Raw genomic sequence first — 25,313 nt, forward strand, 5'->3', positions numbered from 1 at the left:
GGGAAGTGAGAAGTGAGAAGTTGAGAAAGGGTCGGCGCCGGACATGGACGCTTCTCCTTCTTTCATCCATCATCCATCATCCGTCATCCATCATCGCGCTCTCCGCGACAGCGCTTGCCGGTTGCGGCTACAAACCGATGACGGCCTATACCAAAAAGGTATTCACCGACAAGATCTTCACCGAGGTCGAAGTCTATCTTCGCGACCCCGAAAACGCCGTTCTGGTCAAAGATGCGATGAACGAAGCGATCGTCAGCCGCTTCGGTGCCCGCATCGCGAAGAAAAAAGATGCGACGACCCATCTGAAAATCGCTTTCAAAACGGTCTCTTTCACCCCGATTCAGTACGATGCCAACGGTTACGCCGTCTACTACCGTGCGAATGTCTCCCTTGAAATCCATTACGAATCGCCCAAGAGCAGCGGGGACGAGACCGTCTCGGGATTTTACGACTTTCCGATCGAGCCCAATGCGATCATATCGGATGCGAAGCGCTTCGAGGCGATCCGCTTTGGCGCCCAGAAAGCGCTCGACGCATTTATATCGCGTATCGCGATGCGAGGAGAGAGTCTATGACGATACAAGAGATCATCAAAAAGTCGCTTCAAGAGATCAAGAGCCGCGGCCTTCAGCTCACGCCGGATACCTACAGCGAGATCTTCTGCCGCCATGCCAAACGTGCAAACGTCATTTTCGAAGATTGCCAGAGGCTGGAGAAGTTTCTCAAACGCCTTTCGCCGGAGCTTCAAGAGAGTGTCAAGAACCGTCATGTCTCGACACTGGACCAGCTGGTCCAGTATCTCGCATCGGAAGTGATGCGTTCGGATACGAAAAAGAGCGGTGAGATCATCCAGGCCTATGTGTTGCTCGTCAAGCGGCTTTTACAGGCGGTTTCGATGCTGCACGACAAAAAGGCGGCACAGCTTGCGGAAAAGGATATAAAAAAGATCGTTCCCTACCTCGAAAAAGGGGAAATCGATGCGATTCGCGAGCATTGGAACCGGTTCGTCATGGAGTACGACGACAGCTTCCTGAACCGGTTGAACCCCTACTGCGATGCCGATACGAGCGATCTCGAAGCGATGGTCGACGACCTGGTCGCCTGTTTTAAATCCCGTGAGGGAAGCGGCGGAGATTTGAGTCTGGTGGCGCAGCTGATCGTCGCGTCGCTGGTCCCGTCGATCGCGTCGGGCATGAACGACGAGATCGCCACCGTCAGTGCGCAGATCCGCTCCAATCCCGAACTGTTGACATCCCCGGCGATGATGGAAGATATCCGCCACATGATCAAAAAACGGATCGAACTGGACAAGAAAGCGGTCGTTTCGCGGATGACGGAACTCGATACGATCATCGAACATATCAATCTGACATTGGTACGTGTCGTCGACTGCGGCGAGACGAATCACGACGCGATCAGCAAAATCCAGGGAGAGCTCGGCGAGGTCAACCTTGGAATCGACTCTTTCGAAGTGATCCATGCCAAACTTCTGGCGATCGCCAACTCCCTGGAGACGGAAACGCGGGTACTCAGCGACGAAATGAAGCAGAGCCAGGAAGATGTGACGGAACTCCGCCAGAAGGTGAGGGTGCTCGAAGACGCACTTCGCAAAGAGCGGAAAAAATCGGGGACCGATACGCTGACGAAGCTCCCCAACCGCCGGGCGATCGACGATTTTCTCTCCAAACAGGAGGCGGCTTTCAAGCGTTACGGCGACAACTATGCCGCTGTTCTTTTCGATATCGACCATTTCAAGTCGGTCAACGACACGTATGGACACGATGCCGGCGACGTGATTCTGGCATCGTTTGGAAAAATGCTCAGACGATACAGCCGCGAACTCGATTTCGTCGGACGATGGGGCGGAGAAGAGTTTCTGGTCGTCCTTCCGAAGACGGACAAGGAGGGTGCCTACAAATTCGCCGAGAAGCTGCGCGATGTCGTCTCCAAAAGCAAATTTATGTACAAAGGGACGCGTATCCCGGTGACGGTCAGCGGCGGCGTTGCGGACCGTGCATCGAGCGAGAGCATGGAGGAGGTGCTCAAACGCGCCGACAAGAATCTCTACAGCGCCAAAGCGGGCGGTCGAAACAGAATAGTCGTTTGATGAAACTGGCCGATTTTCTGGAGACGAAACCCCTCTACTACGACAAAATCGATCTGAGCCGCATGCCGCGCGCCTATGCCATGGTGCGTCCACATCTGAATCTCGGGGAGGTCGTGCATCTTGTCGGGACCAACGGGAAGGGAAGTACGGGGCGCATCCTGGCCTCTCTTCTGAAAGAGGCCGGCTACCGTGTGGGGCACTACAGCTCTCCGCACATCCTCCGCTTCAACGAACGTATCTGGATCGACGGTGCCGATGCGGAAGATCGGCGGCTCGAGGCGGCACATCGAACGCTTATGTCGTGGCTGGGCAGCGAGTGTGCCGAGGAGCTGAGCTATTTCGAATACACGACGCTTCTGGCGTTGACCGCGTTCGAAGGGTGTGATTTCGTCGTTTTCGAAGCGGGCCTGGGCGGTGAGTTCGATGCGACGAACGTCGTCGACAAAGTCTTGAGCGTCGTTACGCCCATCGGTATCGACCATCAGGCCTTTCTTGGTGACTCCATCACCCAAATCGCGGAAACGAAGATCCGAAGCATTCAAAAAGAGGCGCTCGTCGCACCCCAGCCCGCACCGGAAGTCTATGAAACGGCAAAGAGGATCGCGAAGGCAAAAGGCGCCCGTCTGCTTACGCCGGAAGGGGTGCTTGGAAAAGCGGTGCGCCGGTCCATTCTCGACACTGCGGTTTCGATAGGATGGCCTCTCTACCTGGGTGAAAACGCGGTGGCCGCTTTCGCAGCCGCGAAACGTCTCACACACCGTGACTACGACCCCGAAATGCTGGCCTCCATACAGCTCAAAGGCCGGTTCGAAAGGATCCTGCCCAACGTGATACTGGATGTCGGCCACAATCCGCTCGGAGCGAGAGCCGTTGCCGAAGCGCTTGACGGCAGGACGCCCGTTTTGGTATACAATGCACTCGAAGACAAAGATGTGGTGCAGATCCTCGAGATCCTCCAACCGGTCATCCGCCGTCTCGAGATCATACCGATCGAGAGCGAACGGGCGATCGCGGAGGAGCGGCTCGCGGAAGCCGCCGCCAAACTCGGAATCGAAGCCGGGCCCTTTCGGGGATTGCGTGAAGAGGAGGAGTACCTGGTGTTCGGCTCCTTCATCGTGGCGGAAGCATTTTTGAAGTCGTTGCATGAAACATAAAATTCTCATCACGATCACCGACACCGGCAGCTTTCGCCAGTATACGCTGAGCCAGATTCTCAAATGGGTGGTACTTGCACTCTTTTTCGCACTGGTTCTGGCAGGGGCCGCAACCTACCTCTATATGAAATGGCTCGAAGAGGCCAATGAAATGGCGAAGCGACGCCAAGAGGTACTCGAACGCAACATCGCGGCACTCAACCTTCAGATCGAAAAGCGGCAGAATGCGCTTGATCGTCTTGGGGACAGGCTCAGCGACCTGGAGATACTGGTCGGCGAGAAACCGGATACCGGCATCTCCACCTCGACACGGCTGGAAAACGTGACCCTTTCGGCGGCACAGCTCGCACTTCTCTTTTCGATCGTCCCCAATGGAGACCCGCTGCCGATGGAGGGGGTGACCAGCGCATTCGGCTGGCGCAGACACCCGATCAGAAAGTGCAAGGAGTTTCATGCCGGCATCGACCTGCGCGCCAAACACGGAAAGCCTGTCTGGACGACGGCCGACGGCGTGGTGGAGTATGCAGGCTACCATAAAAGGAGCGGCTACGGCAATCTCGTCATCGTCGATCATGGATTCGGGTTCAAGACCTATTACGGTCATCTCAAAAAACTGACGGTAAGAACAGGCGATACGGTGATTAAGGGCGATGTAATCGGCCTCAGCGGTAACACGGGGCTCAGCACTGCACCGCATCTACATTACGAGATCCGTTTCCTGTCACGTCCGCTCAACCCCTACTGGTTTTTGAAGTGGAGACGGGATGCATACACCTCGATATTCAAGAAAGTGAAGCAGGTACCATGGGAATCTTTCATCGCACTGGTAAGTCACATGGCCGCACAGGCCATACCACCATCGTCGCCCCCGGAACAAAAGTGACGGGCACCATTCGAAGCGGCGGCGGCATCCATATCGACGGAGAGGTCGAAGGGAACGTCGAAGCCAAAAGTTATGTCATCGTGGCGAAAGGGGCCGTCGTGCATGGAGATATCCATGCCGCGGAAGTCTATCTGAGCGGGACGGTTCACGGTGACATCTGGGCGCTTGAAATAGAGCGCTACGCCACCGGCGTCTGCCACGGACAGATCGAAGCATTCAAAATCAACGAGGATATAACGAAAAGATGATCGAAGCCAATCTCTACGACTATTTCGAAAAAAGCAAAGCCCCGCAGATCCTGCTGGTCGAGAACGACAAAGAGGCGCAGACCGCCGCGACGGTCGCCACGCTGCACGGCATCGAATCCGTCGTACTCCCGGATTTTCGTGCCACCTACGGCGAAGACCTCAGAAGCTGGCGGGAAGAGCTCTTTGCATTGAACGATGCCCTGAAACGCTATTACGAAAAAATCATCCAAAATCCAAAATCCAAAATCCAAAATCCCATCCTGATCGCCCCGTACCACACCCTTCTCTATCCCCTGCCGAAGCCGGAGCTGATGCAAACCTTCTCTCTCGCGTTCGGCGACGATCTCGATCTCGAAGCGCTCAAAGAGAAGCTCTACGCATGGGGTTACAGCTTCGTCGACGTCGTCGAGACGAAAGGGGAGGTATCGATCCGCGGGGATATCGTCGATATCTTTTCCCCCGGAAGCGAAAAGCCGTGGCGCATCAGCCTGTTCGACACCGAAGTGGAGAGTATCCGGACGTTCGAAGTGGAGAGCCAGAAGTCCAACAAAGAAGAAGAGCTCGAAGAGGTTGTCGTGGAGCCGGCACTCTTTTCCCTGACGAAGCCGGCGTTCGAAGCGCTGCAAAAACGGGTGGAGCTGAGCGACAGCGACGTTTTCGTCAAGGATGTGGCCTCTTTGGGGCTCTGGTTTCTGGAGGATCTCGCGCACGATCTGATGGCGGGGAAGATGGCGGTCGCGGTAAAAGATCTCGCCGACGAGGTGGCGTTCGCCTACGAACATGCCAAAAACGCCCTTCCCAAAGCGCGTTTCGACGTCGAAGTCGTTCCCGAAACGGGCCGTGTCAAAGCGATCGAACCGATCAATGTCGACCTGCTGACCGAAAACTACCCCGAGAGGGAACTTGTCATCGTCGCCGCCAGCGAAGCGCTCGTGCGCCGAAGCCCGATCAAGGAGCTGGCACGCGCGACGATCGTCAAAGCCGAGGGGGCCGTCAATCTTCTGACGCCCGAAAAGATCATCGTTTCGCTCAACAAACCGTTCAAGAAACGCGCCGTCAAGCGCCCGACGATTCTGCTCGACGACCTGAAGCCGGGCGACTACGTCGTGCATGAAAACTACGGTGTCGGCATCTTCAAAGGGATCGAACCGCACCAGGTGCTCGGCGCCGTGCGCGACTTCGTCCACATCGCCTACCAGAACGACGACACGCTGCTTCTACCGGTCGAAAACCTCGACATGATCGACCGCTACATCGCCGAAGGCGGTTCGCTGCCGGCCCTCGACCGGCTCGGAAAGGGGGGCTTCGGAAAGCTCAAAGCGAAAGTCAAAGAGCGCCTCTTCGCGATTGCGAGCGAGATCGTCAACATGTCGGCGAAGCGGATGCTGATAAAAGGGGCGGTGATCGATACCGATATCCCGGAACTGTTCGAGTTCCGCGAGGCGTCGGGCTTCGAGTACACACCCGACCAGATCACGGCGGTGGAGGAGATTTTCGCCGATCTCTCCAGCGGCCGCGTCATGGACAGACTGCTCAGCGGCGACGTCGGTTTCGGAAAGACCGAAGTGGCGATGAACGCGATTCTCGCCGTCGCCAAGTCGGGTTACCAGAGTGCGTTCGTCGTGCCGACGACACTGCTGAGCGCACAACACTTCAAGAGTGTCGAGGCCAGGCTCGCACCCTTCGGCGTGCGTATCGACAAGCTCGACCGTTTCACGACGGCGAAACGGAAACGGCAGATCCTCGAAGAGCTGGAGAAGGGGGAACTCGATCTCGTCGTCGGCACCCATGCGCTGCTCGGGGCGAAGTTCAAGAACCTGGGGCTTGTCATCATCGACGAAGAGCACAAGTTCGGCGTGAAGCAGAAAGAGGCGCTCAAACTTCTCAGCGAAAACGTCCATCTTCTCAGTATGAGCGCCACGCCGATTCCGCGAAGCCTCAACATGGCACTCTCCAAAATCAAAGGGTACAGCGAGTTGCGCACGCCGCCCGTGGAGCGCAAAGGGGTGCGTACCTTCGTCAAGAGTTTCGACGAGACGGTCGTCAAAGAGGCGATCATGCGCGAACTCCGGCGCGGCGGACAGCTCTTCTATGTCTACAACTCGATCGCCGGCATCGAGAGCAAGAAGAGCGAGCTTCTGGAGATTCTTCCCGGCCTTCGTATCGCGACGCTCCATTCGAAAATCACGGCGGCGCAGACCGAAAAGGAGATGCTGAAGTTCGAGGCGGGCGAGTACGACCTGCTGCTTTCCACCTCCATCATCGAGTCGGGTATCCATATGCCCAAAGTCAACACGATGATCGTCGACGGCGCCGACCGTTTCGGGATGGCGGACCTGCATCAGCTGCGCGGCCGTGTCGGGCGGGGCAAAGTCGAGGGGTACTGCTACTTTCTCGTCGAAAACAAGGATGCCCTCACCGACCAGGCCAAACGGCGGCTCATCGCACTGGAGAGCAACTCCTTCCTCGGAAGCGGTGCCGTGCTCGCCTACCACGACCTGGAGATCCGCGGCGGCGGCAACCTGATCGGCGAGAGCCAGAGCGGGCACATCAAGCAGATCGGTTATGCGCTCTACCTGAAGATGCTCGAGGACGCGATCCGTATTTTGAGCCAGGAGGCGGCGCCGGAACGCAAGAGTGTCGATATCAAACTCTCCATCACCGCCTATATTTCCGACGAGTTGGTGCCGCACGAGCGGGTCCGCTTGGAGCTCTACCGGCGTCTGAGCGCCTGCAGCGAGCCCCACGACGTCATCGAGATCGAGCAGGAGATCGAAGACCGCTTCGGCAAACCCGATCTTCCGACACGCCAGTTCCTCGATCTCGTCACGATCAAGGTACTCGCCCTCAAAAAGGGTGTCGAGCGGATCGGCAATTACAACGAAAATATCACAATACAGTATAATGATGAGAACAAAACGGTGGTCAAAGCGCGCAGCAGGGACGATGACGACCTGATCGCGAGCGTGCTGGAGGCACTGAGGAGCAAAGCGACATGAGATATCTCGTAACGATGGCAGCGTGTACAGTCATGCTTTTTGCAGGCGATTACTACTATATGGAGGGTGGAAAACGTGTCGAGTTGACCCCCGTCACCTCGGAGTTTCCGGCAGCCAGGAGCCTCCAAAACGTCTTGAAGTTCAAGAACGAAAGAGGCGCCGACGTGGCGATTCCGAACAGGCTGATCGTGAAGTTCAAATCGCCCGAAAATTTCGACCGCTATCTGAAAGAGTTCGGGTTGAAACTTCTGCACAGGTATCGAAACGGCACATGCCTTCTTCAAGCGCCCACGCCGAAAGCGGCCATGGATGCGGCCAACGCACTGAGCCAAAGAGAGGATGTGCTTTTCGCGCAGCCCGATCTCATCAAAAAGTGGAGCTTGCGATGAGGTATCGGGATTTTTGTGCAGCGTTTTCGCTGACGGGCGCGCTTCTTCTTTCCGGTTGCGGCGGCGGTGGATCGGCGGATATGGTTTCCGTCGTCACACCCTCGAACGATTCGACCCTTTCATGCCAGGTAGACGATATCAACAAATCCAACCTTCCGCCGCTCCCCTCCGCCTCTTCCTTTTCCGCCAATCCTCTCTTTTCGCAGCAGTGGGCGATCAACTACGACGAAAATTTTTACTGGCATGCCGCCCGTGCGACGGAGGACGCTTCGATCCATATGGAGCCGGAGCACAGGTTTCTGGGCCGTGGAATCAAAGTGGCCGTCATCGACAATGGGCTCGATCTGACTCACGAGGACCTTCGGGGCGCGGTCGCCGGGGCCTACGATGTCGAGAGTAAAAGCTCCGACGTCCAGCCCACGGAGGACGAGCAGAACCACGGGACGGAAGTGACGGGCGTTATCGCGGCGAGGAACAACGGGTTGGGCCTCGTCGGTGTCGCACCGGAGGTGCAGATCTACTTCATCCGCCTGCCCTTCGACCGGGAAGTCTCCATTTCCGATATCGTGGAAGCTTTCGAGAAAGCCGCCGCGTGGGGCGCGGACGTGATCAACTGCAGCTGGGGAAGCGGCGATGTCAACGACGCCGTCAGAAGCGCCATCGTCGATGTGGCGAAGAACGGCCGCGACGGCAAAGGGACGATCGTCGTTTTCGCCGCGGGTAACGGCGGGATCGATGGCAAAGGCGACCCGATAGGAAACGACGAATCCTCGATTCCGGAAGTGATCGCCGTAGGCGCCACCAACATCTACAACGAGAGAGCGGAGTACAGCAACTACGGCGAAGCGCTCGATCTCATGGCGCCCGGAGGGGAGTATACCGGCCTTGCGACACTCGATCAGATGGGAAGTGCCGGCACGGCGACAAATCAGCCGAACTATCTGGAGTACAACGATGCCAAAGCGTTCGTGGGGACATCCGCCGCTACACCGGTCGTTACCGGTGTCGTCGCGCTTCTTCTGGAAGCCAACCCCAACCTGACACGCGAAGAGGTGCTGAGCCTGTTGGCGTGCAGTGCCGAGAAAATCGGCGATCGTTCATCCTATGCCGATGGGCGAAACGACTATTACGGTTATGGCAAAGTGAATGTCGTCGACGCGTTGAACCTTGCACGATAAGGAGGGGTGGATGAGAGAGCTTTTTATTTTGCGCCATGCGAAGTCGAGCTGGGACGATCCGGCACTTTCCGATTTCGACCGGCCGTTGAACCATCGCGGCAAAGAGGACGCGCCGATGATGGGAAAACATCTGGCGACGATCGGCGTCGATCCCGATCTCATCGTCTCCTCGCCGGCGAAGCGCGCGAAAAAGACGGCGAAGATCGTGGCGGAAAAGCTTGGGTACGATCCGCAGAAGATCGTGTATAGCGAAACGATCTACGAGGCGTCACCGCAGTCGCTTCTCTATCTCGTCTGCCAGTTTCCGGAAAACGCGAAGCGGGTGATGCTTGTCGGGCACAATCCCGGATTGACGCAACTGGCGAATATCCTCGGCGATATCACGATCGACAACATCCCCACCGCGGGGATCGTCGCCATCGCGTTCGACACCTCCAAATGGGAAGAGGCGTGCCGGATGAAAGGCCATACGCTCTTTTTCGAATATCCGAAAAAAATCAAAGAAAAGGGAACGAAGTGACCTTGCAGAAACTCTCCACTCTCCACTCTCCATTCTCCATTTCAAAGGTTCTCCTTTGAAGATCGGCTTTATCGGCGATATCGTGGGGCGTCCTGGGCGCGCGATGGTACGGAAACATCTGCAGGAGCTGCGTGAAACGGAAGGGCTCGATTTCGTCATCGGCAATTACGAAAACGCCAGTCACGGCTTCGGCCTGACCGAGAAGAACGCCCAGGAGCTTTTCAAAGCGGGTATCGACGTCATGACGGGTGGCAACCATACCTGGGACAAAAAAGAGATAAAAGGGATGCTGGAGTCGTTGCCGCTGCTTCGTCCCGTCAACTACCCCGAAGGGGTTCCCGGACGTGGCGTACGCATCTTCGAAGTTGGCGGAGAGCGGCTGGCGGTCGTCAACATCATGGGCCACTTCGCGATGCCGATGGTCGACAACCCTTTCATCGCCGCCAACCGCATCGTCGATGTACTCCGCTCCGAAGGGATCGGGCATATCTTCATCGATATGCATGCCGAAGCGACGAGCGAAAAGCGGGCGCTCCTGATGATGCTGCGCGAAAAGGTGAGCGCGATCGTGGGAACGCACACCCATGTCGGCACCGACGATCTGGTGATCGACAAGGGGTGTGCCTACGTGACCGACGTCGGCCTTACCGGATGTCGCGACAACGTCATCGGGATGGACGCCAGAGTGCCGATCGAGCGTTTTCTGACCGGGCTTCCCGGCCGCTTCGACGTACCGGACAAGTGCAAAGCGATTTTGCAGATGGCCGTCGTACGGCTCGAGAAAGGGCGTGCGGCCGATGCGTACAAAATCCGGGTTTACAGCGAAGGCGACAGGGAGATCGCGCTCAGGGCGCGGATAGAGGACTAATGTGATCGAGGAAGGGGGCAAGGAGAGGCAAAAAAGCCTCTCCTGTGACGGTCAGTGTGCTTTGATCGCAAAGATGCAGATCAGCGCAATGACAAGTAGTAGCCGCCACATGATTGCCCCCTTCGGTGTAATTGGGGGGACGGTAAAAAAAAAGCCCGCCGGGAGCGACCCGACAGGCTAACCGTCCCTTCAATTACACCGAAGGTTACTACTTGTCGTTTCAATTATAGCGAAAAAAGAGTGAAGATGACAAATAGCTACGAGCTTCTTAAAGTGTTATACACACTCCAACTGCCGATCCAGGCGCGCGATCCCTGGTGGTGGCCGAACAGCGGAACCTACGAGGTGGTGATCGGTGCCGTTCTGACGCAAAATACGAAGTGGCAGAAAGTGGAAGAGGCGCTGGAAAATCTTCGAACTCTGGAAGCGTTGACGATCGAAGGGCTGGCGAAGATCGACGAGGAGTCGTTGCGCGAGGCGATCAAACCGGCCGGCTTCTACAACACCAAAGCCAAGCGTCTCAAGCTTCTCAACCAATCCATCGGCGACAAGTTCGGCGATTTCGAAACGTTTCAGGCAGAAGTCGATCGCCGTTGGCTGCTCGGCAAGAAGGGAATCGGCGAAGAGACGGCCGACGCGATTCTGAACTACGCATGTTACGGTGAAGCGATGGTGGTCGACAGTTATACGGCGGCACTGCTGCGCGCTTTCGGATACGACTTCGAGGATTACCGCGGCATTCAGGGGTGGCTGATCGAAGGGCTCAAAGATTACGACATCAAAGTACGCGAACTTTTCCCCCGTGAGCCAAAAGCGCAGATCTACGCCCTTTTTCACGGAATGATCGTGGAGTACTGCAAGCGGTACAAAAAGGGAAAGAGTGTGGATGTGGGATTGTTGGAGGGTTGAATGTGGGCTTCGCCCACCGTCATTGGTCATTGGCCATTTGGTAGCGTTGAGTATTGAGTTTTGAGGGTTGAGAATTGAAACAGTTTTTTACCCAAAAATTGACCGAAACCCTTGACAAGGCTCGGCAGGCTGTGCTCGCCTTCTCAAAACTCAAAACTCAAAACTCAAAACTCAAAACTCAAAACTCAAAACTCAAAACTCAAAACTCAACTACGATATTCATCGACCGTATTCTCTCGATCAACAGTGACGCTTTGTCCGCTTCCGGCAGATTCTCTCCCAGCCAAAGATCGGTAATGACCGCCTTTCCGACGATGTAGCGGCCGCCGTTGCCGGTCCGTATGCCCCATATGTTGTGCATGGCGTAGGCTCTGCCCTCTTGTTTCCCCACATAGAGCATGATGTGCCCCGGCAGGTAGAGGAGTGTACGAAACGGTACGGCCTCTTTCAGAATGATCCTCTCTTTCTCTTTGGCGGAAAGCGTCTGAAGATCGATGGCCTTTCCGGCCTTCGCCTGCGCTTTGGAGTTACGCGGCAGCCAGATGCCGAAGGGGGCGAAAAAGTCGCGTGTCATCGCCGAGCAGTCACGGTCTTCCGCCATACCGCCCCATCCGTAGGGTTCGCCAAGCAGCTGTGAGGCGACACGTCCCACGTTCTCCCTCTTCATCTCCAGGGGCATGGCGGAAGCCCACGCTTTGGGAAGCAGCGATCGGCTCAAAGATAGAGATCCGCCCTCTTTTTGGGGAACGAGAATTTTGTAAAACCCCTCCTCTTCTCCGGCCCATGGAAAGAGTGTGGCCATCTTGGCATAGAAGAGAAAATTCTGGCGGCCGTCGTAGACTGGGATATACTCTTTCAACACGGCAAGCTTCGGAAGCCGCATGATCGTCTCGATCTGTTTCTCGGAGACGAATGCGATGTCCCGGACCGGAAGCCATCCCAGGGCGAAGGGGCTCTGCACGAAAGCCCATCCGCCGTCACGGCTCAGATGGGAGACGATGAGCGGCGTGCAGGCTTTGATCGCACTGTTTTGGTTGTAGTCGAAAGGGTACCCCTCGCCGGGCAGGCTCGGGTCGTAAAAGATGGGCCGACGGGTCGGAAAGAGGCGCAGCGATGTCGGGTGGACGACGATCGCATGGCGTTTCAGCGTATTGAACGCTTCGTAGTCGGCATTCTCCACCCATGCGTCGAAACGCGCTTTGGGCAGAGGACGCCTGTTTTCGGCGAAAAGAGCTTTTCCGGCGTAGTGGCGAACGGCCCAGGAGGCCGTTTCGGCCGTCGTATCGAGCTCGTCGAGTTGCCAGGGACGGTAGTAGCGGGCAAGAAAGTCGGCATAGAGCCGTTTTTCCTGCGTTTTGGGCAGAGGGCCGGATACCTGCTTCAAAAAGGGGGCGATCTGCGTGGAGGTTTCCAGAAGATGGGGCGATTTCGGTGCACATCCTGCGAACCATGCCAGCCAGAGGAGTGCGAGAACGAGCCCGAAGTGCGAGCGGCTCATACTTTCGAGCGGATGACGATCTTTTTGGCGCCGAAGAGCTCCTGCGCTTTTTTGACCATCGGGTCGTTGAGGATCTCTTTGGCGTCGTGCTCTTTGCTTGGCTCCTCTTCGCTGCAGTTGCCGGTGACGCATCCGGCATTGTTGCAGTCGACATCCTCGACCATCGACCCCGTATGGGTCGCCCCGTTGGCGTCACTCTCCGGTGAGGAGAGATCGGCATCGGTGGAGCTGGAAGGGCTTCGCTCGTTCGGCGTACCGTTTTTTACGGCCGTTTCGACCTTCGGAGGCGGCGGGTTGTCCGACTTGACCAGTTGGATTTTTGTGCCGACTCCGAAAACGTCCTGCACGAAGTGGCGGACGATGCCGAAATGGGTCTTCAGGAGTTCGCGGTTTTCCCCTTCCGCATGGCTCGCCCACGAAAGCACGCCATCTTCGTAGCCGACGAACTCGATGCTCTCTTCGAACGCTTTTCCCAGATCGGCATTGCGGTCGTAGAGTTTTTCGATGAGCTTCTTGAAGCGGATTTCGTTGTTGGGTGTCGGGTGCTGGGTATCGGGCGCCGGGGCTCGAGCCTGTTTGGCCTCCGCGGCAGGGGAAGGGGTTGGAGCCGGGATGGGAGCGGCTCGCTCCGTTTTCCATTTTCCATTCTCCATTCTCAATTCCGCTTCGAGCGCCTCGATCATCTCGTCGATCTGCTTGATGTTCATCGCTTCGACCATTTTGAAAAGGGTGAGCGAAAGCACGAAATCGCCGTCGGTATTCAGTGCCAGCAGCGGTTTCGCTTCGGCGAGGATGCGGTAGAAGCGCTCCAGCAGCATCGGAGAGAATTTCGGGTCGTTCTGCAGCAGCTTCTCTTTCAGAAAGAGGCTCATCTCGTCGATCACCATTTCCGCTTCGTAGTTTTCGAGATCTTTGAGGTATTCGCGGATCTTTCTCTCATCCTTTTGCAAGACCGCATCGAAAAGTTTTTCGAGAAACTCCGGGTCGATGATGCCGAGCATCTGTGTCACCGTCGCGACGTCGACATGGCTTTTGGAGTAGACGATGGCCTGGTCGAGAAGGGTCAGCGTATCGCGCAGCGAGCCGCTGCCACTGCGCGCCAGAATCTCCAGCGCTTCGGGTTCGAACGCGATATTCTCGGTGTTGAGAATGTGCTCGAGATGTTTGATGACGAGTGGCTTGGCGATCTTTTTGAAGCGGAAGTGCTGGGTACGGCTAAGAATCGTCGCCGGCAGTTTCAGCGGGTCGGTCGTCGCCAGGATGAACTTCACGAACTCCGGCGGCTCCTCGAGCGTCTTCAAAAGCGCGTTGAACGCCTCTTTGGTGAGCATGTGCACTTCGTCGATAATGAAGACTTTGTAACGCCCGACGGAGGGTTTGTACTTCGTATGCTCGATGAGGTCGCGGATGTCGTCGATCTTGCGGCTTGAGGCTGCATCCATCTCGATGATGTCGATATGGCGCCCTTCGTTGGCCATGCGGCACTGTTCGCAGCTGTCGCACGGTTTGGAAGTTGGGCCGTTTTCACACAGGAGCGCCTTGGAGAAGATGCGCGCCGTCGACGTCTTCCCGCTTCCGCGCAGCCCGGAAAAGAGGTAGGCGTGCCCCAGCCGGTTCTGGTCGAGTGCCATTGCCAGGGTCTGGGAAATGGAGTCCTGGCCGATCAGATCTTCGAAACGTTTCGGACGGTATTTGAGTGCGAGCGCCTGTGACACATGAACCTCTTTTTTTGTTTTAGTGTAGCGAAGAGCAGCTAATAAACTTCTTTTCGATGCCGAACCCGTATGACCTCTGTTTTGTCGGCGAACATCTTACAAGCCAAGCTCTTTTTCTATCTCTTCGAGCGTGATCGATTCACGATGTGGGTCGTTTTTGCGTTTCATCACTTCGTGATAGTCGATCATATCCTCCAGATAATTTTCGAGAGCTTCCTTGACGAGAGAACTTATGGGACGTTTTGTCTCCTTCGCCAGTTTTTCAAGTTTCTCTTCCATCTCTTTGTCGAGTCTCACGGAAATCATTGCGCGTTCCCCTTTCATATGATGAATCAACGTGAAAGCCACTTTTCAGCGATGCGCTTCAACCCATCCGGATTCTCCGAAGCGAAAATTTTCAGATCGGATTTCCCTTGTTCGCGTGGTTTGCATCCGTTGTTTTCCAAATGCTCCGCGATCGCCTCGCCGGAGTGGATGAGCAGGGGCCTGTTTGGAAAATAGTTGCGAATGGCGTCTGCAATGAGCGGAAAATGGGTGCAGCCGAGGATGATCGCGTCGGGTGGCCGAACCTCTTTGAAGTAGTGGTCGAGTACACTTTGGAGCACCGGCCCTTCGAAAAGCCCCTCTTCGACGATCGGTACGAAAAGTGAAGGTGCGATCGCCTCGATGTTTTCGAACCCCAGCTCGCGAATGCCGTTTTGGTAACGGCCGCTGCCGATCGTCGCTTTCGTCCCGAGCACCAGAATACGGCTTGCGCTTGGAAGGTTCGCGTTTTTAAGCGCCAGAATACCCGGTTCGATCACCCCGTAGACATCGAAGTCTGCATTGGCCCGAAGCTCGGGCAGCGCATGCGCACTGACACTGTTGCAAGCCGTGATCATCAGATCGATCTCGAAGTTTTTGAAAAACTCCAACGCCTCGAGCGCATACCGGGTGATCGTGGCAGGATCTTTCGGCCCGTAGGGAACACGCGCCGTGTCGCCATAGTAGATGATCTCGTCGAACAGGTGATGCTCGAGAAGGCTTTTCACCACAGTCAAACCACCAGAGCCGCTGTCGAAAACGCCTGCGCGTTTTCGAATGGAGAATGGAGAATGGAGAATGGAGAATTTTTTTTTCATGGCGGTTTAGAGTGACTCTTTGGATGTGATGGTGATCGATGTCAGAAGCTTGATGAGTTCTTCTGCTTCGGACAAGAGAGTCGATACATGATGATGCGACTTGTCGAGGTATTCCGTTTCGATGAGAAGGCGTAGCCAATATCGTGTCTCTTTGGCCTCTTTCAATGCGATGGAAATCTTTGAAATGAAATCTTTTTTGCTTTGAGCATCCTGTGCTTCTGTGACGTTTGCCCCAATAGAAGTCCCTGAACGTAGAAGTTGGTCAGCCAGGGAATAGGCTTTGTAGCGCTCGTTGAGATATTTGTAAAGTTTTACGATACGAACGGAGAAACGAAACGAACGCTCCAGAACGACATTTTTGTGCATCGAATCATTCTCCATTTTCCATTCTCAATTCTCAATTCGCGAAGCGTAAGCTTCGCGCTAAGCTCCTTCGTTCATGATGCTAAGAAACTCTTCGTTGTTCTTCGTCTTCAACATCTTCGAGTAGAGGAACTTGAGTGCTTCGACCTCGTCCATCTGGTGCATCGCGTTGCGCAGCGCCCAGATTTTCGGCAGCGTGTTGGGGTCGGTCAGAAGCTCCTCTTTTCGCGTGCCCGACTTGATGATGTCGACAGCCGGGTAGATGCGGCGGTCGGCGATGTTGCGGCTGAGGACGATTTCGCTGTTGCCCGTACCTTTGAACTCTTCGAAGATCACTTCGTCCATGCGGCTTCCCGTGTCGACGAGGGCGGTCGCGATGATGGTGAGGCTGCCGCCGTTTTCGATGTTACGCGCTGCACCGAAGAAGCGTTTTGGCTTGTGCAGGGCGTTGGCGTCGACACCGCCGGAGAGGACTTTTCCGCTGCTGGGTGTCACGGTGTTGTAGGCGCGTGCGAGGCGGGTGATGGAGTCGAGGAGAATGACGACATCTTTTCCGAGCTCCACACGGCGTTTTGCCTTTTCGATGACGAGTTCCGCGACACGCACGTGGTTTTGCGCCGGAAGATCGAAGGTGGAGCTGTAGACTTCGCCTCTGACGCTTCGCTCCATGTCGGTCACCTCTTCGGGGCGTTCGTCGACGAGAAGGACGATGAGCTCGACTTCCGGGTGGTTGTGGGTGATGCCGTGGGCGAGCTCTTTCATCAGCTCCGTCTTTCCGCTTCTCGGCGGTGCGACGATGAGCCCGCGCTGTCCTTTTCCGATCGGCGTGAAGAGGTCGAGGACGCGGCCGGTCAGTTTCGTCGGGTGGTACTCGAGTTTCAGCTTCTCCTGCGGGTAGAGCGGCGTGAGGTTGTCGAAGAGCGGCCGGTTCTTGCTCTCGGCCACCGGCATGTAGTTGATCGCCTCGATTTTGAGCAGGGCGTAATAGCGCTCCTGATCTTTGGGCGGACGCACCTGGCCGGTGACGACGTCCCCGTTACGCAGGGCGAATTTGCGGATCTGTGTACTGGAGACGTAGGCGTCGTTGCTGGAGTTGGAGAAGTTGGCGTCCATCGCGCGCAAAAATCCGTACCCTTCGTTGGTGATTTCGAGGATGCCGGTAAAGAGGATGTATCCTCCTTTGCTAACTTGCGACTTGAGGATCTCGAACATCAGATCCTGGCGCTTGAGTTCGTTCGGATGCTCGACGCCGAGCTCTTTGGCGATCGCGATGAGATCTTCGAGGTTCTTTCGGCGAAGATCTTCGATCTTGTACCCTTCGACGGGGATATGGGTTCGGGATTTGCTGTTGTTGCTGTTGCCGGTATTACGGGTAGAGGTTTCGCTCATGGTTCCTTCTTTGTGAACTTGAAATTTTGCAGAATTCTGGCAGGATTGTAGAAGTGCCGAAGCACAGAATGTGTCAGATAAGTTTTGTTAGGGCTATTGTATCAATTTTGGGATTTTTTTGTCAACCTGTAAGCGCCATCGCCAGAAGCGCAGGGTAGATTACGACATTGATCCATGGCATCCATGGCGAAAGCGGAACACTGAGCATGCCTCGAAACTCGGCCGAGAGCGCACCTTCGTCGATCTTCCTTACCATCCAGAGTTTGAAGGCGAGGTCGGCCGCTTTCATGACCAATATAAGGCTCAGAAGCGTCCCTCTTCCACCCTGGTAAAGAAAGATGAAAAGCACCAGCCAAAACGAAGGATGCATCAGCAACAGAACGAAGATGTCGATATGGTAATAATGGCGGACCTTCTCCAATACCCCGCCCAACGTCGGCGCATGCTGCCACCAGCTTTCGAAAATCTCGCAGAGTATCAGAAGTACGATGAAAAAAACCGCGTCATTCATCATTCATCATTCATCATTTAAAATTCAACATTCAACATTCAACATTCAACATTCACCCCGTATCCTTCCGGATTTTTCGTCTGCCAGTTCCAAGTATCTTCACACATCTTTTTCATATCCCGCGTCGCTTCCCACTTCAGAAGCCGTTTCGCTTTCGAGGGGTCGGCGTAGCAAGCGGCGATGTCTCCGGGGCGGCGCTCGACGATGCGGTAGGGGACTTTTCTGCCCGATGCCGCTTCGAAAGCTTCGACCACGTCGAGCACACTGTAGCCGTTGCCGGTGCCGAGGTTGACCGCTTCGCACTGTGCGGACTCGAGCGACTCGAGTGCTTTCAGATGCCCCAGCGCCAGGTCGACGACATGGATGTAGTCGCGTACGCCGGTACCGTCATGGGTGTCGTAGTCACCGCCGAAGACGTTGAGGTATTCGCGGCGCCCCACGGCTACCTGGGCAACGAATGGCATGAGGTTGTTCGGGATCCCCTGCGGGTCTTCGCCGATGAGCCCGCTTTCGTGGGCGCCGACGGGGTTGAAGTAGCGCAGGATGCTGATGCGCCAGCTCTCGTCCGAACGGTAGAGGTCGCGCAAAATCTCTTCGATGACGAGCTTGGTCTGGCCGTAGGGGTTGGTGGTGCGTAGCGGGTGCTCTTCCGTCAGCGGAAGAAAGTCCGGATCGCCATAGACGGTGGCCGAGGAGCTGAAGACAATCGTCTTGATACCGAGCTTCTTCATCGTTTTGAGCAGCGTCACGGTACCGCCCACATTGTTGTCGTAGTACTCCAGCGGTTTTTCGACCGACTCGCCCACCGCTTTGAGCCCGGCGAAATGGATGACGGCGTCGCAGCCGGCCATCGCCTCCTCGAGTCTCTCGGCATCGCGGATATCCCCTTTCACGAAAGCCAGGGACTTCCCGGTAATCCGCTCCACTCTCCGCAGCGCCTCTTCGCTCGCGTTGGAGAGATTGTCGTAAACGACGACGTCGTACCCTGCATTCAAAAGCTCGACGCAGGTATGGGAACCGATGTATCCGGCACCGCCGGTCACGAAAATTCTTTTCACAGATATCCTTTAAAGTAGAACCCATCTCAAAAATCCTCATAGGCGGGAATGAGATGGGTTCTAGTAAACTCTAAGGGTATTTTAGTGTATGGTTGGTTAAAGTTGGTGAAAAATAGAACCCATCTCAAAAATCCCCATAGGCGGTAACGGAAGCGATTTTGCTTCCTGTCGCGGCGGTTCGACGAAGGCGTGGCCAAAGCCACGTCGAGGAGAACCAACAAAAAGAGGGGGCAAAAGCGCTCCGCCCGTAGGGGTGGCTCTCAATCGGCACCTTCACTTCGTTGAAAAGCTTGAACGTAGCTTCGGGGCTATGCCCTGCGCCTTTCGCCTTGTGATCGCACCGATCGAAAGCCATTCCCGCCTATGGGGATTTTTGAGATGGGTTCTATGCACAGGGGAACGGATGAAACGGATAGCGATGATCTTGACGGCGGGTAGCATGCTGTACGCCGGAACGGTGGAGCGTTCGGGAGATTTGCTGGCACTGCTGCTGCCGGCGGCTGCGGCGGGTTCTACGGCCGTGTTGGAGGATCGCACCGGCGGATGGCAGTTCGCCCGGGGGTTCGCCGCGAATGCCGCCGTGACCCTGGGGCTCAAATATACGGTGGCCGAAACCCGTCCGAACGAAGAGGACGATCACAGCTTCCCCTCCGGGCATACATCGCTCGCTTTTCAAAGCGCTGCGTTCATTCATAAACGCTACGGTTTGAATTATGCACTGCCCGCCTACCTCGCCGCCGTTTATGTCGGCTACAGTCGGGTGGAGTCGGACAACCACTACATCCATGACGTCGTTGCCGGAGCTTTGATCGGCACGGTAAGCACCCTCTGCTTTACGACGAAATACAAAGGGTGGAAGATGAGCCCCGTGGCGAGAGGGAAGCGTATCGGAGTGGAGTTGAGTTTCAAGTTTTGAAACTTTTATCCAACCGAATGTTATATCAAAAGATCCATTTGACTTTCACTCCAAGCCATGAAGCATCCTCGCCTACGCTGCCATCGACGCCGTATTCGACACTGTTTTGTGCCCGGTAGCGGACTCCGAAGCGCAGCGTGTCGCTGCTCTTTTCCAGGCCGCTGAAGTGCTCCCATGCGAGGGTATAGTCGCTTTGGATATCTTTCAGATACTTCACGCGCAGGATGTCGCGGCTGCCGTTGCTGCCGTTGTAGTGCCCCATGATCATCCCGTCGTTGGTGTAGCCGTCGCGGTAGATGTGGTGGTGATACCAGAGGTTTTTTACCTTGTACATTTTCAGATGTTCGAAACTCGTCTGCAGGCCTTCGATGTTTCCCGTATCGGAAAACAATATCCCTACAATGTAACTCTCTTTGTAGGGGAGCATTCCTGCCTCGTCTTCACCAGCCCACTCCCCATAGAGTTTCAGCGGCTGAACGGTGTTTGGAATGTACCATTCGAAGTTGAAACCACCCTTCTGGTCGCCCGGTTCGTTCAGTGTGCCGGTGTTTTCACTCTGTCCGAAAGGGAAGAGTACTTTCCAGAAGGTGCTGAAGCTCTCGTCACGCCCGCCGCCGCCGAACAGTGCGGTCCGGTAGATCCCGACACTGAAAAGGTCCCACGGCCGGAAGGTGAACTGCATCCCCATCAGTTTGGGGTATCCACTGTGAATCGTCCCGTCTTCTTTCACGATCGTGTCGTAGCGGTGCAGGCGCCCGACGAAGAAGTCGACGTCCATCGCACCGAAGAGTTTGTTCAAAATATTGTGCCGGTAGGGGTGGAAACGAAACGGACGGCGAGACGAAAACCGGGCTATGTCGAGCGATTTCGCGTTTTGAGAAAAGAGCAGGGTCCCTTCGCGGCCGGCACCCATCCAGAGCGCTTCGCGCCCCAACGTGATGTTCATGTTTTTCCAGGGGATGCGAAGGTAGGTGTCGCCCACGCGCCCGCCGCTGTCGCTTGCGTTGTCGCGATACCCGGGTGTGAAAACGAGGCCGAGTTTTCTGGTTACCATCTGCATGCGCACCGACGCGTCGGCATTTGCCCCATCCCTCAAAACGCGCCCCTGGGCATTGGGCACTGCCGTTTCTTTATCGGCATAGGTAGCGCTGATGCCGGCTTCGACGACGGCCGTACGTTTGTAACGCCGGAGTTCCCGCTCCAAAAACCGTTTGGCCGCCATTGCGGAAGGCTCCTCCATCGAATCGAGAAGTGCTTCCACTTCGTCGGTGTTGAACGGTTTCATCATCGGCAGTGCGGCCTCGATGGCTCCGAGGCTCTTTAGGCGTTCGAGCTGCGCATAGAGGGGAGAGTCGAGCGGAATGTCGACATTGCCGCCCCAAAGAAGGGAGGCGGCCAGCAGCGGAAGGGTGAGTTTTTTCATGTGGCTCGAGGTGCGGTACCCTCATCGTTTTTGGAGTTTTTCAAAAATTCCAAAAAGAAAACCGCGAAAATCCCCAGAATGATCGACGTGATGAACGCCACGACGAGAATGAGACCCCGTTTGGGCTTCGTCTTGTCCATGACGTTCGCCACGCCGGGCATGATGAGCGGCTGGACGTTGTAGTAGCGGTTGCTCTGCGCCAGCACTTTTTTCTGGATGAGCGAAGAGATCATCTGGCTCAGCTGCTCTCTCAGCTGAACGTTGTTTGTACTTTCGAGCGCCTTTTCGTAGTAGGCGATCTTCTTGTCGACATCGAGCATCTCGTTCTCTCTCAGCCGGTTCACCGCTTCGTCGAGGTAGATCAGCACGAGATCGCGGGCGAAGAAGCGGTTGGGGTGGCTGGCACTGAGCGTGATGGCACCGCTCTTTTTGTCGGAGGAGATGCTGACACTCCCTTTGAGCGCTTTGTAAACTTGAAAGAGTGTCTTCTCGTCGTGCGCATACTCCGGTTTGGAGTGAAAGAGTTTGAAAAGGCCGTCGTAACCCAGTGCGAAGACATACCCTTTGGTTAGGTTCTCGTCGTACCATCGGTCGATGAGGTTGTGTTTTTCTATGACATACTTCTGGAAGTCGTAATCTTCCAGAATCGTCTTGAGCGAAGTGAAGGCATCCATCTGGCCGCCGCCAAGGGAGATGCCCGCCATGCCGGCCAGTGCCCCGAGTCCGCCCCCGAGCGAGACCCCTTTTTGCTGCTCCTGCGGTGCCAGGACCGCTTTGGAGCTGTAGCTGTTGGGTGTCGCGAGAAGGTAGGCCAGCACCAGGGAAACCACGACGAAAGTGAAAAGCGCAATCTTTCCTTTATAGCGGCCGATCGTGGCGAAGAGTTCGCGCAGGTCGATCTCGTCCTCTTCCGCACATTCGGGAGGCATCACATAGTAGGGCTGTTGGGGCATCGTTGTGTTCTCTTGCATCAAAGCGCCCCTATGCCGCTGAGAGCCGCGATGCTCACAGCCGTCTGATAGATGATCTGCGTGGCATCTTTGGCGATCTGCAGGTTCGACGTCGTTTTGATGAGAATCGGTGCGACGATGGTATCGCCCGGACGAATTTCCGGGGTATCGATGACGAACATACCGTCGTCGAGTCTCTCCGCCTCTCCGTTGGCGTGGACGATGTAGATGGAATCTTCGTTGGCGTTGTCGCTGAGGCCCCCCGCGCGCTCGATGTAGTCCCACGGGCTCATAGACTTTTTGTAGACCATCGCCGTCGGGTTGAGCACTTCACCGAGGACCGTCACCGTATCGTTTTTGGTTGGGATGTAGAGGGTGTCGCCATTTTTGAGGACGATGTTACTGTCGCTTTTTCTGAGCTTTTCAGGGTCTTTTTCGAGGTCGATGGTGATCCGGCCAATGGGCTGCGCCTCTTTCGCCTGCTCGATGACGGCGTCGATACTCGTCAAAAGGTCCTGTGGCGCCATCTGGCCCGTGCCGAAGTCGGAGGGCTGTGCCGAGACGATCATCGCTTTTTTCTTCAAGCGGTTCAGTGCCTTCATCAACTGTTCACGCTGCATCCTTTTCACGCTCTCGCGCGTGAAGACTGCGCCATCGATGAACGCGTCCTCCGTAAAGCCGCCGGCCCGTTCGATAACGTCGGCGAGTGTTTCACCCTCTTTGACGATGTAGGTTCCCGGGTATTTCACTTCCCCTTTGAGAGTGACGCGCATCTGCTCGCTCCAGTTCGGAATGCGGAAGACCGTCACGATGTCGTGGTTCTCCAGCGGCCTGTCCAGCGCTTCGTCATCGAGTCGGAAAGGGACGATTTTTCGTTTGCGCTCGTCGTTTTCGACGTAGTAGCGGACGATCTCTCCTCTTTTCGAGGCGCGTTCGGTCAGGCCACCCGCGATGCTTATGATCTCCCGCAACGTCGTCTCTTTCCCTATGGCGTATTCACCTGGTTTCACGACTTCTCCGCCAACGGTTACGGCCGCTTTTTGGTGGGTTTTGTAGTAGTCGAACAGGTAGACTTCGTCATAAGCATGAAGCGGATAGCCGGGGTGCTTTTTCATGTTCACGACCACGGTTTTTGGCAGATGGTCCGGCGTAGCATAGGTGGTGATCTGCACATTCTCGTCGGCGAGGCGCCTGATGCCCGCGGCATGGACGAGGTCGCTGAGTTTCATGCCGTCGATATAGCGGTAGAGTCCCGGTTTGAGAACCTGTCCGTCGACGGTAATGTAGGGGCTCTCCATGACGTCGTAGCGGTTGAGGAAGTAGATTTCGTCCTCTTTGTGCAGGGCGATGTCGCTTTCCCCCGCATAGACCTTCATCGGGTCGAACCCTATGATGCGCTCTTTCAGGTTGGGCAGACGCCGTTTGATGTAGGCGTATCTGAAGTAGGTGTCGGGCAGGAAGAGCTGGCCGAACGCTTCGGGTGCTTCACGGCGAAGCAGGGTATGCAGCGTCATTCCCGCTTTTTGCAAGGCGCGGGGGCCCGGTTTGACGACGTTGCCGAAGAGGTAGACATTCTCTTTTTTCGCACTGTCGAGTGGGTAGATGCAGACTTCGTCTCCGTCTTTCAGGCTAAAACGCTTGAAAGCGTCGAGAGTGAGGCGGTAGGTCTTGAGGGCGCGGTGGGTGTCGTAGCGTTTGACGACGATGGCGTCGCGTCCCGCTTTGGGAGTCAGCCCGCCTGCGTAAATCAGCAGTCTGTCGCTCTTCTCACCCTTTTTCAGCTCATAGATGGCCGGCTTTTTGATCTCTCCATAGACGGCCACTTCGCTTCCGGCTTTGGCGACATGGACGATATCACCGGAACGCAGTAGCGTCTCCCGTTCGGGTTTGCCGGTCAGAAGCGCGTAGAGGTCGACCCTGTCGATGCGTTTGCCGTTACGGTAGATCTCGATGTTTCGCAGGCTTCCGGTCGGCAAAACGCCATGTGCCTGCACGAGAAGCGTCTGGACCGTCGAAAGGGAGGGGAGGTTGTAGATGCCGGGGGCTTTCGCCTCTCCCGTCAGGATCACCTGGATCGTCGAGAATTTCTGGATGTTGACGGTCGCCTCGATGCCGGGAAACGACTTTTCGATCGTGACGGCGAGCTCTTTCTTGACCTCGCCGAACTCTCTTCCTCCCACATGTCTCGGCCCGATGACGGGGATCATGATCTCCCCGTTGTTGTCGATGGGAAGCGAGTAGGTTTTGTTGGTCGAGCCGTAGACCTGGACGATCAGCTCGTCACCCGGTGTCAGGACGTAGTAGTCGGGTGTTGGAAGAATCGTGGGGTCGAAGGTATTGGCATTGGCGAAAAAGTTGAAGCCGAAATGGGGCAGCCCTTTGGCTTCGAGCGGTTTTTGTTGAAGCTTCATCACCTTTTTTATCAGCGCATCGCCGCCGATGTAGGCGAGGGGGTTCTTTCGCGTACCTTTCGTTTCCACTTTTATGATGGTGGGTGTTTGGGCGGTTTCCGTCACCGTCGTGTCGATCTCCTGCGTGATCGCGGCGCTTTCGACACGCTGGGCCGCACTCCCGCTTTGTTGCAGCAGCGCTTTCGCATCCTCTTTGCTCAGGCCGTACTTTCTCAGCATCACCTGGCCCTGTGGTGTGTCGAGCAGGGCGGGATTGGCTCGAAGCGTGTCGAGAGCGCTTTTTGGGATCTCGGCCGCGAGAACCGAGAAGATCATAAGTAGTAGCCAGAAAATTCTCATAAAATGAAGTCTCCTTAAAATTGCCGGTTGCTCGGAAGAGGGGTGCAAAAAACCGTTATAAAGATTTTTTTGCAAAACAAAATTGGGAAAGATTATACAGTAAAGAGTTTTAAAAACGTTTTTACCCGATATGGTGGCTTCCGGAAATATCTTGTGAAAAATCGAGTTCCTAGATTCGTCTATGCCGATCTTTCACTCTTCTCTCACTGGTCAGGTACGCTTCCACTCGCAAAAAATCGAGATATTTACTGATATCTTCACCTTTATCGAACTTTTCATCGAATTCACTGAGGGCAATAGCTCTATTTTCATCTCGCTTCATCATAGTGCTTCTCCTCGTTTTTTCTGCATCTACGAAGTCGAT

The 25,313-nt window shown here is 55.7% G+C and carries 25 protein-coding genes; 12 read left to right on the forward strand and 13 right to left on the reverse strand.

All coding sequences use genetic code 11. From position 1 onward, the window contains the following. The first annotated feature begins 5 nt into the window (after positions 1-5). From lptE to QUD54_RS08745, 11 genes are all read left to right on the forward strand, one after another. Entirely contained in the window at positions 6-575 is a 570-nt protein-coding gene (gene lptE, locus QUD54_RS08695; protein WP_286336338.1) for an LPS assembly lipoprotein LptE, read from the forward strand. Then, positions 572-2,107, forward strand: coding sequence for a diguanylate cyclase (locus QUD54_RS08700; RefSeq protein ID WP_286336339.1), 1,536 nt, complete (start codon positions 572-574; stop codon positions 2,105-2,107). Before lptE ends, QUD54_RS08700 begins: the two co-directional genes overlap by 4 nt. Then, positions 2,107-3,261, forward strand: a complete 1,155-nt coding sequence (locus QUD54_RS08705; RefSeq protein WP_286336341.1) for a bifunctional folylpolyglutamate synthase/dihydrofolate synthase — start codon at positions 2,107-2,109, stop codon at positions 3,259-3,261. The genes QUD54_RS08700 and QUD54_RS08705 overlap by 1 nt, the downstream gene beginning before the upstream one ends. After that, positions 3,251-4,144 (forward strand): M23 family metallopeptidase, encoded by an 894-nt coding sequence (locus QUD54_RS08710; protein WP_286336342.1) that lies wholly within the window; start codon positions 3,251-3,253, stop codon positions 4,142-4,144. Before QUD54_RS08705 ends, QUD54_RS08710 begins: the two co-directional genes overlap by 11 nt. Beyond that, complete coding sequence (locus QUD54_RS08715) at positions 4,141-4,392, forward strand: bactofilin family protein (RefSeq protein ID WP_286336343.1); 252 nt, start codon at positions 4,141-4,143, stop codon at positions 4,390-4,392. The genes QUD54_RS08710 and QUD54_RS08715 overlap by 4 nt, the downstream gene beginning before the upstream one ends. Beyond that, positions 4,389-7,391, forward strand: coding sequence for a transcription-repair coupling factor (mfd, locus tag QUD54_RS08720; RefSeq protein ID WP_286336344.1), 3,003 nt, complete (start codon positions 4,389-4,391; stop codon positions 7,389-7,391). The genes QUD54_RS08715 and mfd overlap by 4 nt, the downstream gene beginning before the upstream one ends. Continuing rightward, complete coding sequence (locus tag QUD54_RS08725; protein WP_286336345.1) at positions 7,388-7,780, forward strand: S8 family serine peptidase; 393 nt, start codon at positions 7,388-7,390, stop codon at positions 7,778-7,780. The genes mfd and QUD54_RS08725 overlap by 4 nt, the downstream gene beginning before the upstream one ends. Further along, on the forward strand, positions 7,777-8,958 hold the full coding sequence (locus QUD54_RS08730) for a S8 family peptidase (protein WP_286336346.1): 1,182 nt from the start codon (positions 7,777-7,779) through the stop codon (positions 8,956-8,958). Before QUD54_RS08725 ends, QUD54_RS08730 begins: the two co-directional genes overlap by 4 nt. Before the next feature lie 10 nt (positions 8,959-8,968). Further along, positions 8,969-9,478 carry a SixA phosphatase family protein gene (locus QUD54_RS08735; RefSeq protein WP_286336347.1) on the forward strand — a complete coding sequence of 170 codons (510 nt, stop codon included), beginning with the start codon at positions 8,969-8,971 and terminating at the stop codon, positions 9,476-9,478. A gap of 55 nt (positions 9,479-9,533) precedes the next feature. Next, positions 9,534-10,346, forward strand: a complete 813-nt coding sequence (locus tag QUD54_RS08740; protein WP_286336348.1) for a TIGR00282 family metallophosphoesterase — start codon at positions 9,534-9,536, stop codon at positions 10,344-10,346. 246 nt (positions 10,347-10,592) lie between these two features. Further along, positions 10,593-11,255: a 3-methyladenine DNA glycosylase gene (locus QUD54_RS08745; protein ID WP_286336349.1), complete on the forward strand. Its 663-nt coding sequence runs from the start codon at positions 10,593-10,595 to the stop codon at positions 11,253-11,255. Between the two features lie 199 nt (positions 11,256-11,454). Here the strand turns inward: QUD54_RS08745 and QUD54_RS08750 are convergent, their stop codons facing one another. The 9 genes from QUD54_RS08750 to QUD54_RS08790 all read right to left on the reverse strand — a co-directional run bounded on the left by QUD54_RS08750 (position 11,455) and on the right by QUD54_RS08790 (position 19,265). After that, complete coding sequence (locus QUD54_RS08750; RefSeq protein ID WP_286336350.1) at positions 11,455-12,753, reverse strand: SH3 domain-containing C40 family peptidase; 1,299 nt, start codon at positions 12,751-12,753, stop codon at positions 11,455-11,457. Continuing rightward, positions 12,750-14,468, reverse strand: coding sequence for a DNA polymerase III subunit gamma/tau (locus QUD54_RS08755; RefSeq protein WP_286336351.1), 1,719 nt, complete (start codon positions 14,466-14,468; stop codon positions 12,750-12,752). The genes QUD54_RS08750 and QUD54_RS08755 overlap by 4 nt, the downstream gene beginning before the upstream one ends. A gap of 96 nt (positions 14,469-14,564) precedes the next feature. Beyond that, entirely contained in the window at positions 14,565-14,774 is a 210-nt protein-coding gene (relB, locus tag QUD54_RS08760) for a type II toxin-antitoxin system RelB family antitoxin (protein WP_286336352.1), read from the reverse strand. 26 nt (positions 14,775-14,800) lie between these two features. Continuing rightward, positions 14,801-15,589 (reverse strand): glutamate racemase, encoded by a 789-nt coding sequence (gene murI, locus QUD54_RS08765; RefSeq protein WP_286336353.1) that lies wholly within the window; start codon positions 15,587-15,589, stop codon positions 14,801-14,803. Between the two features lie 6 nt (positions 15,590-15,595). Continuing rightward, positions 15,596-15,955 (reverse strand): four helix bundle protein, encoded by a 360-nt coding sequence (locus QUD54_RS08770; protein ID WP_286336354.1) that lies wholly within the window; start codon positions 15,953-15,955, stop codon positions 15,596-15,598. Positions 15,956-16,012: 57 nt separating this feature from the next. Next, a complete protein-coding gene (rho, locus tag QUD54_RS08775; protein ID WP_286336355.1) occupies positions 16,013-17,341 on the reverse strand; it encodes a transcription termination factor Rho in 1,329 nt (442 codons plus the stop codon). A gap of 121 nt (positions 17,342-17,462) precedes the next feature. Continuing rightward, positions 17,463-17,855, reverse strand: a complete 393-nt coding sequence (locus QUD54_RS08780) for a hypothetical protein (protein WP_286336356.1) — start codon at positions 17,853-17,855, stop codon at positions 17,463-17,465. Positions 17,856-17,890: 35 nt separating this feature from the next. Beyond that, positions 17,891-18,910 carry a UDP-glucose 4-epimerase GalE gene (gene galE, locus QUD54_RS08785; RefSeq protein ID WP_286336357.1) on the reverse strand — a complete coding sequence of 340 codons (1,020 nt, stop codon included), beginning with the start codon at positions 18,908-18,910 and terminating at the stop codon, positions 17,891-17,893. A gap of 124 nt (positions 18,911-19,034) precedes the next feature. Next, on the reverse strand, positions 19,035-19,265 hold the full coding sequence (locus tag QUD54_RS08790) for a hypothetical protein (protein ID WP_286336358.1): 231 nt from the start codon (positions 19,263-19,265) through the stop codon (positions 19,035-19,037). Between the two features lie 48 nt (positions 19,266-19,313). On the opposite strand from QUD54_RS08790, the gene QUD54_RS08795 reads away from it, so the two are divergent. Next, positions 19,314-19,826, forward strand: coding sequence for a phosphatase PAP2 family protein (locus QUD54_RS08795; RefSeq protein WP_286336359.1), 513 nt, complete (start codon positions 19,314-19,316; stop codon positions 19,824-19,826). Between the two features lie 25 nt (positions 19,827-19,851). Here QUD54_RS08795 and QUD54_RS08800 read toward each other — a convergent pair whose 3' ends face one another. The 4 genes from QUD54_RS08800 to QUD54_RS08815 all read right to left on the reverse strand — a co-directional run bounded on the left by QUD54_RS08800 (position 19,852) and on the right by QUD54_RS08815 (position 25,274). Then, entirely contained in the window at positions 19,852-21,249 is a 1,398-nt protein-coding gene (locus QUD54_RS08800; RefSeq protein WP_286336360.1) for a capsule assembly Wzi family protein, read from the reverse strand. Next, a complete protein-coding gene (locus tag QUD54_RS08805; RefSeq protein ID WP_286336361.1) occupies positions 21,246-22,220 on the reverse strand; it encodes a Wzz/FepE/Etk N-terminal domain-containing protein in 975 nt (324 codons plus the stop codon). Before QUD54_RS08805 ends, QUD54_RS08800 begins: the two co-directional genes overlap by 4 nt. Further along, positions 22,220-24,949, reverse strand: a complete 2,730-nt coding sequence (locus tag QUD54_RS08810; protein WP_286336362.1) for an SLBB domain-containing protein — start codon at positions 24,947-24,949, stop codon at positions 22,220-22,222. The genes QUD54_RS08805 and QUD54_RS08810 overlap by 1 nt, the downstream gene beginning before the upstream one ends. A 169-nt stretch (positions 24,950-25,118) precedes the next feature. Further along, a complete protein-coding gene (locus QUD54_RS08815) occupies positions 25,119-25,274 on the reverse strand; it encodes a hypothetical protein (protein WP_286336363.1) in 156 nt (51 codons plus the stop codon). Between the last annotated feature and the right edge of the window lie 39 nt (positions 25,275-25,313).

This window comes from Hydrogenimonas cancrithermarum, assembly GCF_030296055.1.
GTDB classification, from domain to species: domain Bacteria; phylum Campylobacterota; class Campylobacteria; order Campylobacterales; family Hydrogenimonadaceae; genus Hydrogenimonas; species Hydrogenimonas cancrithermarum.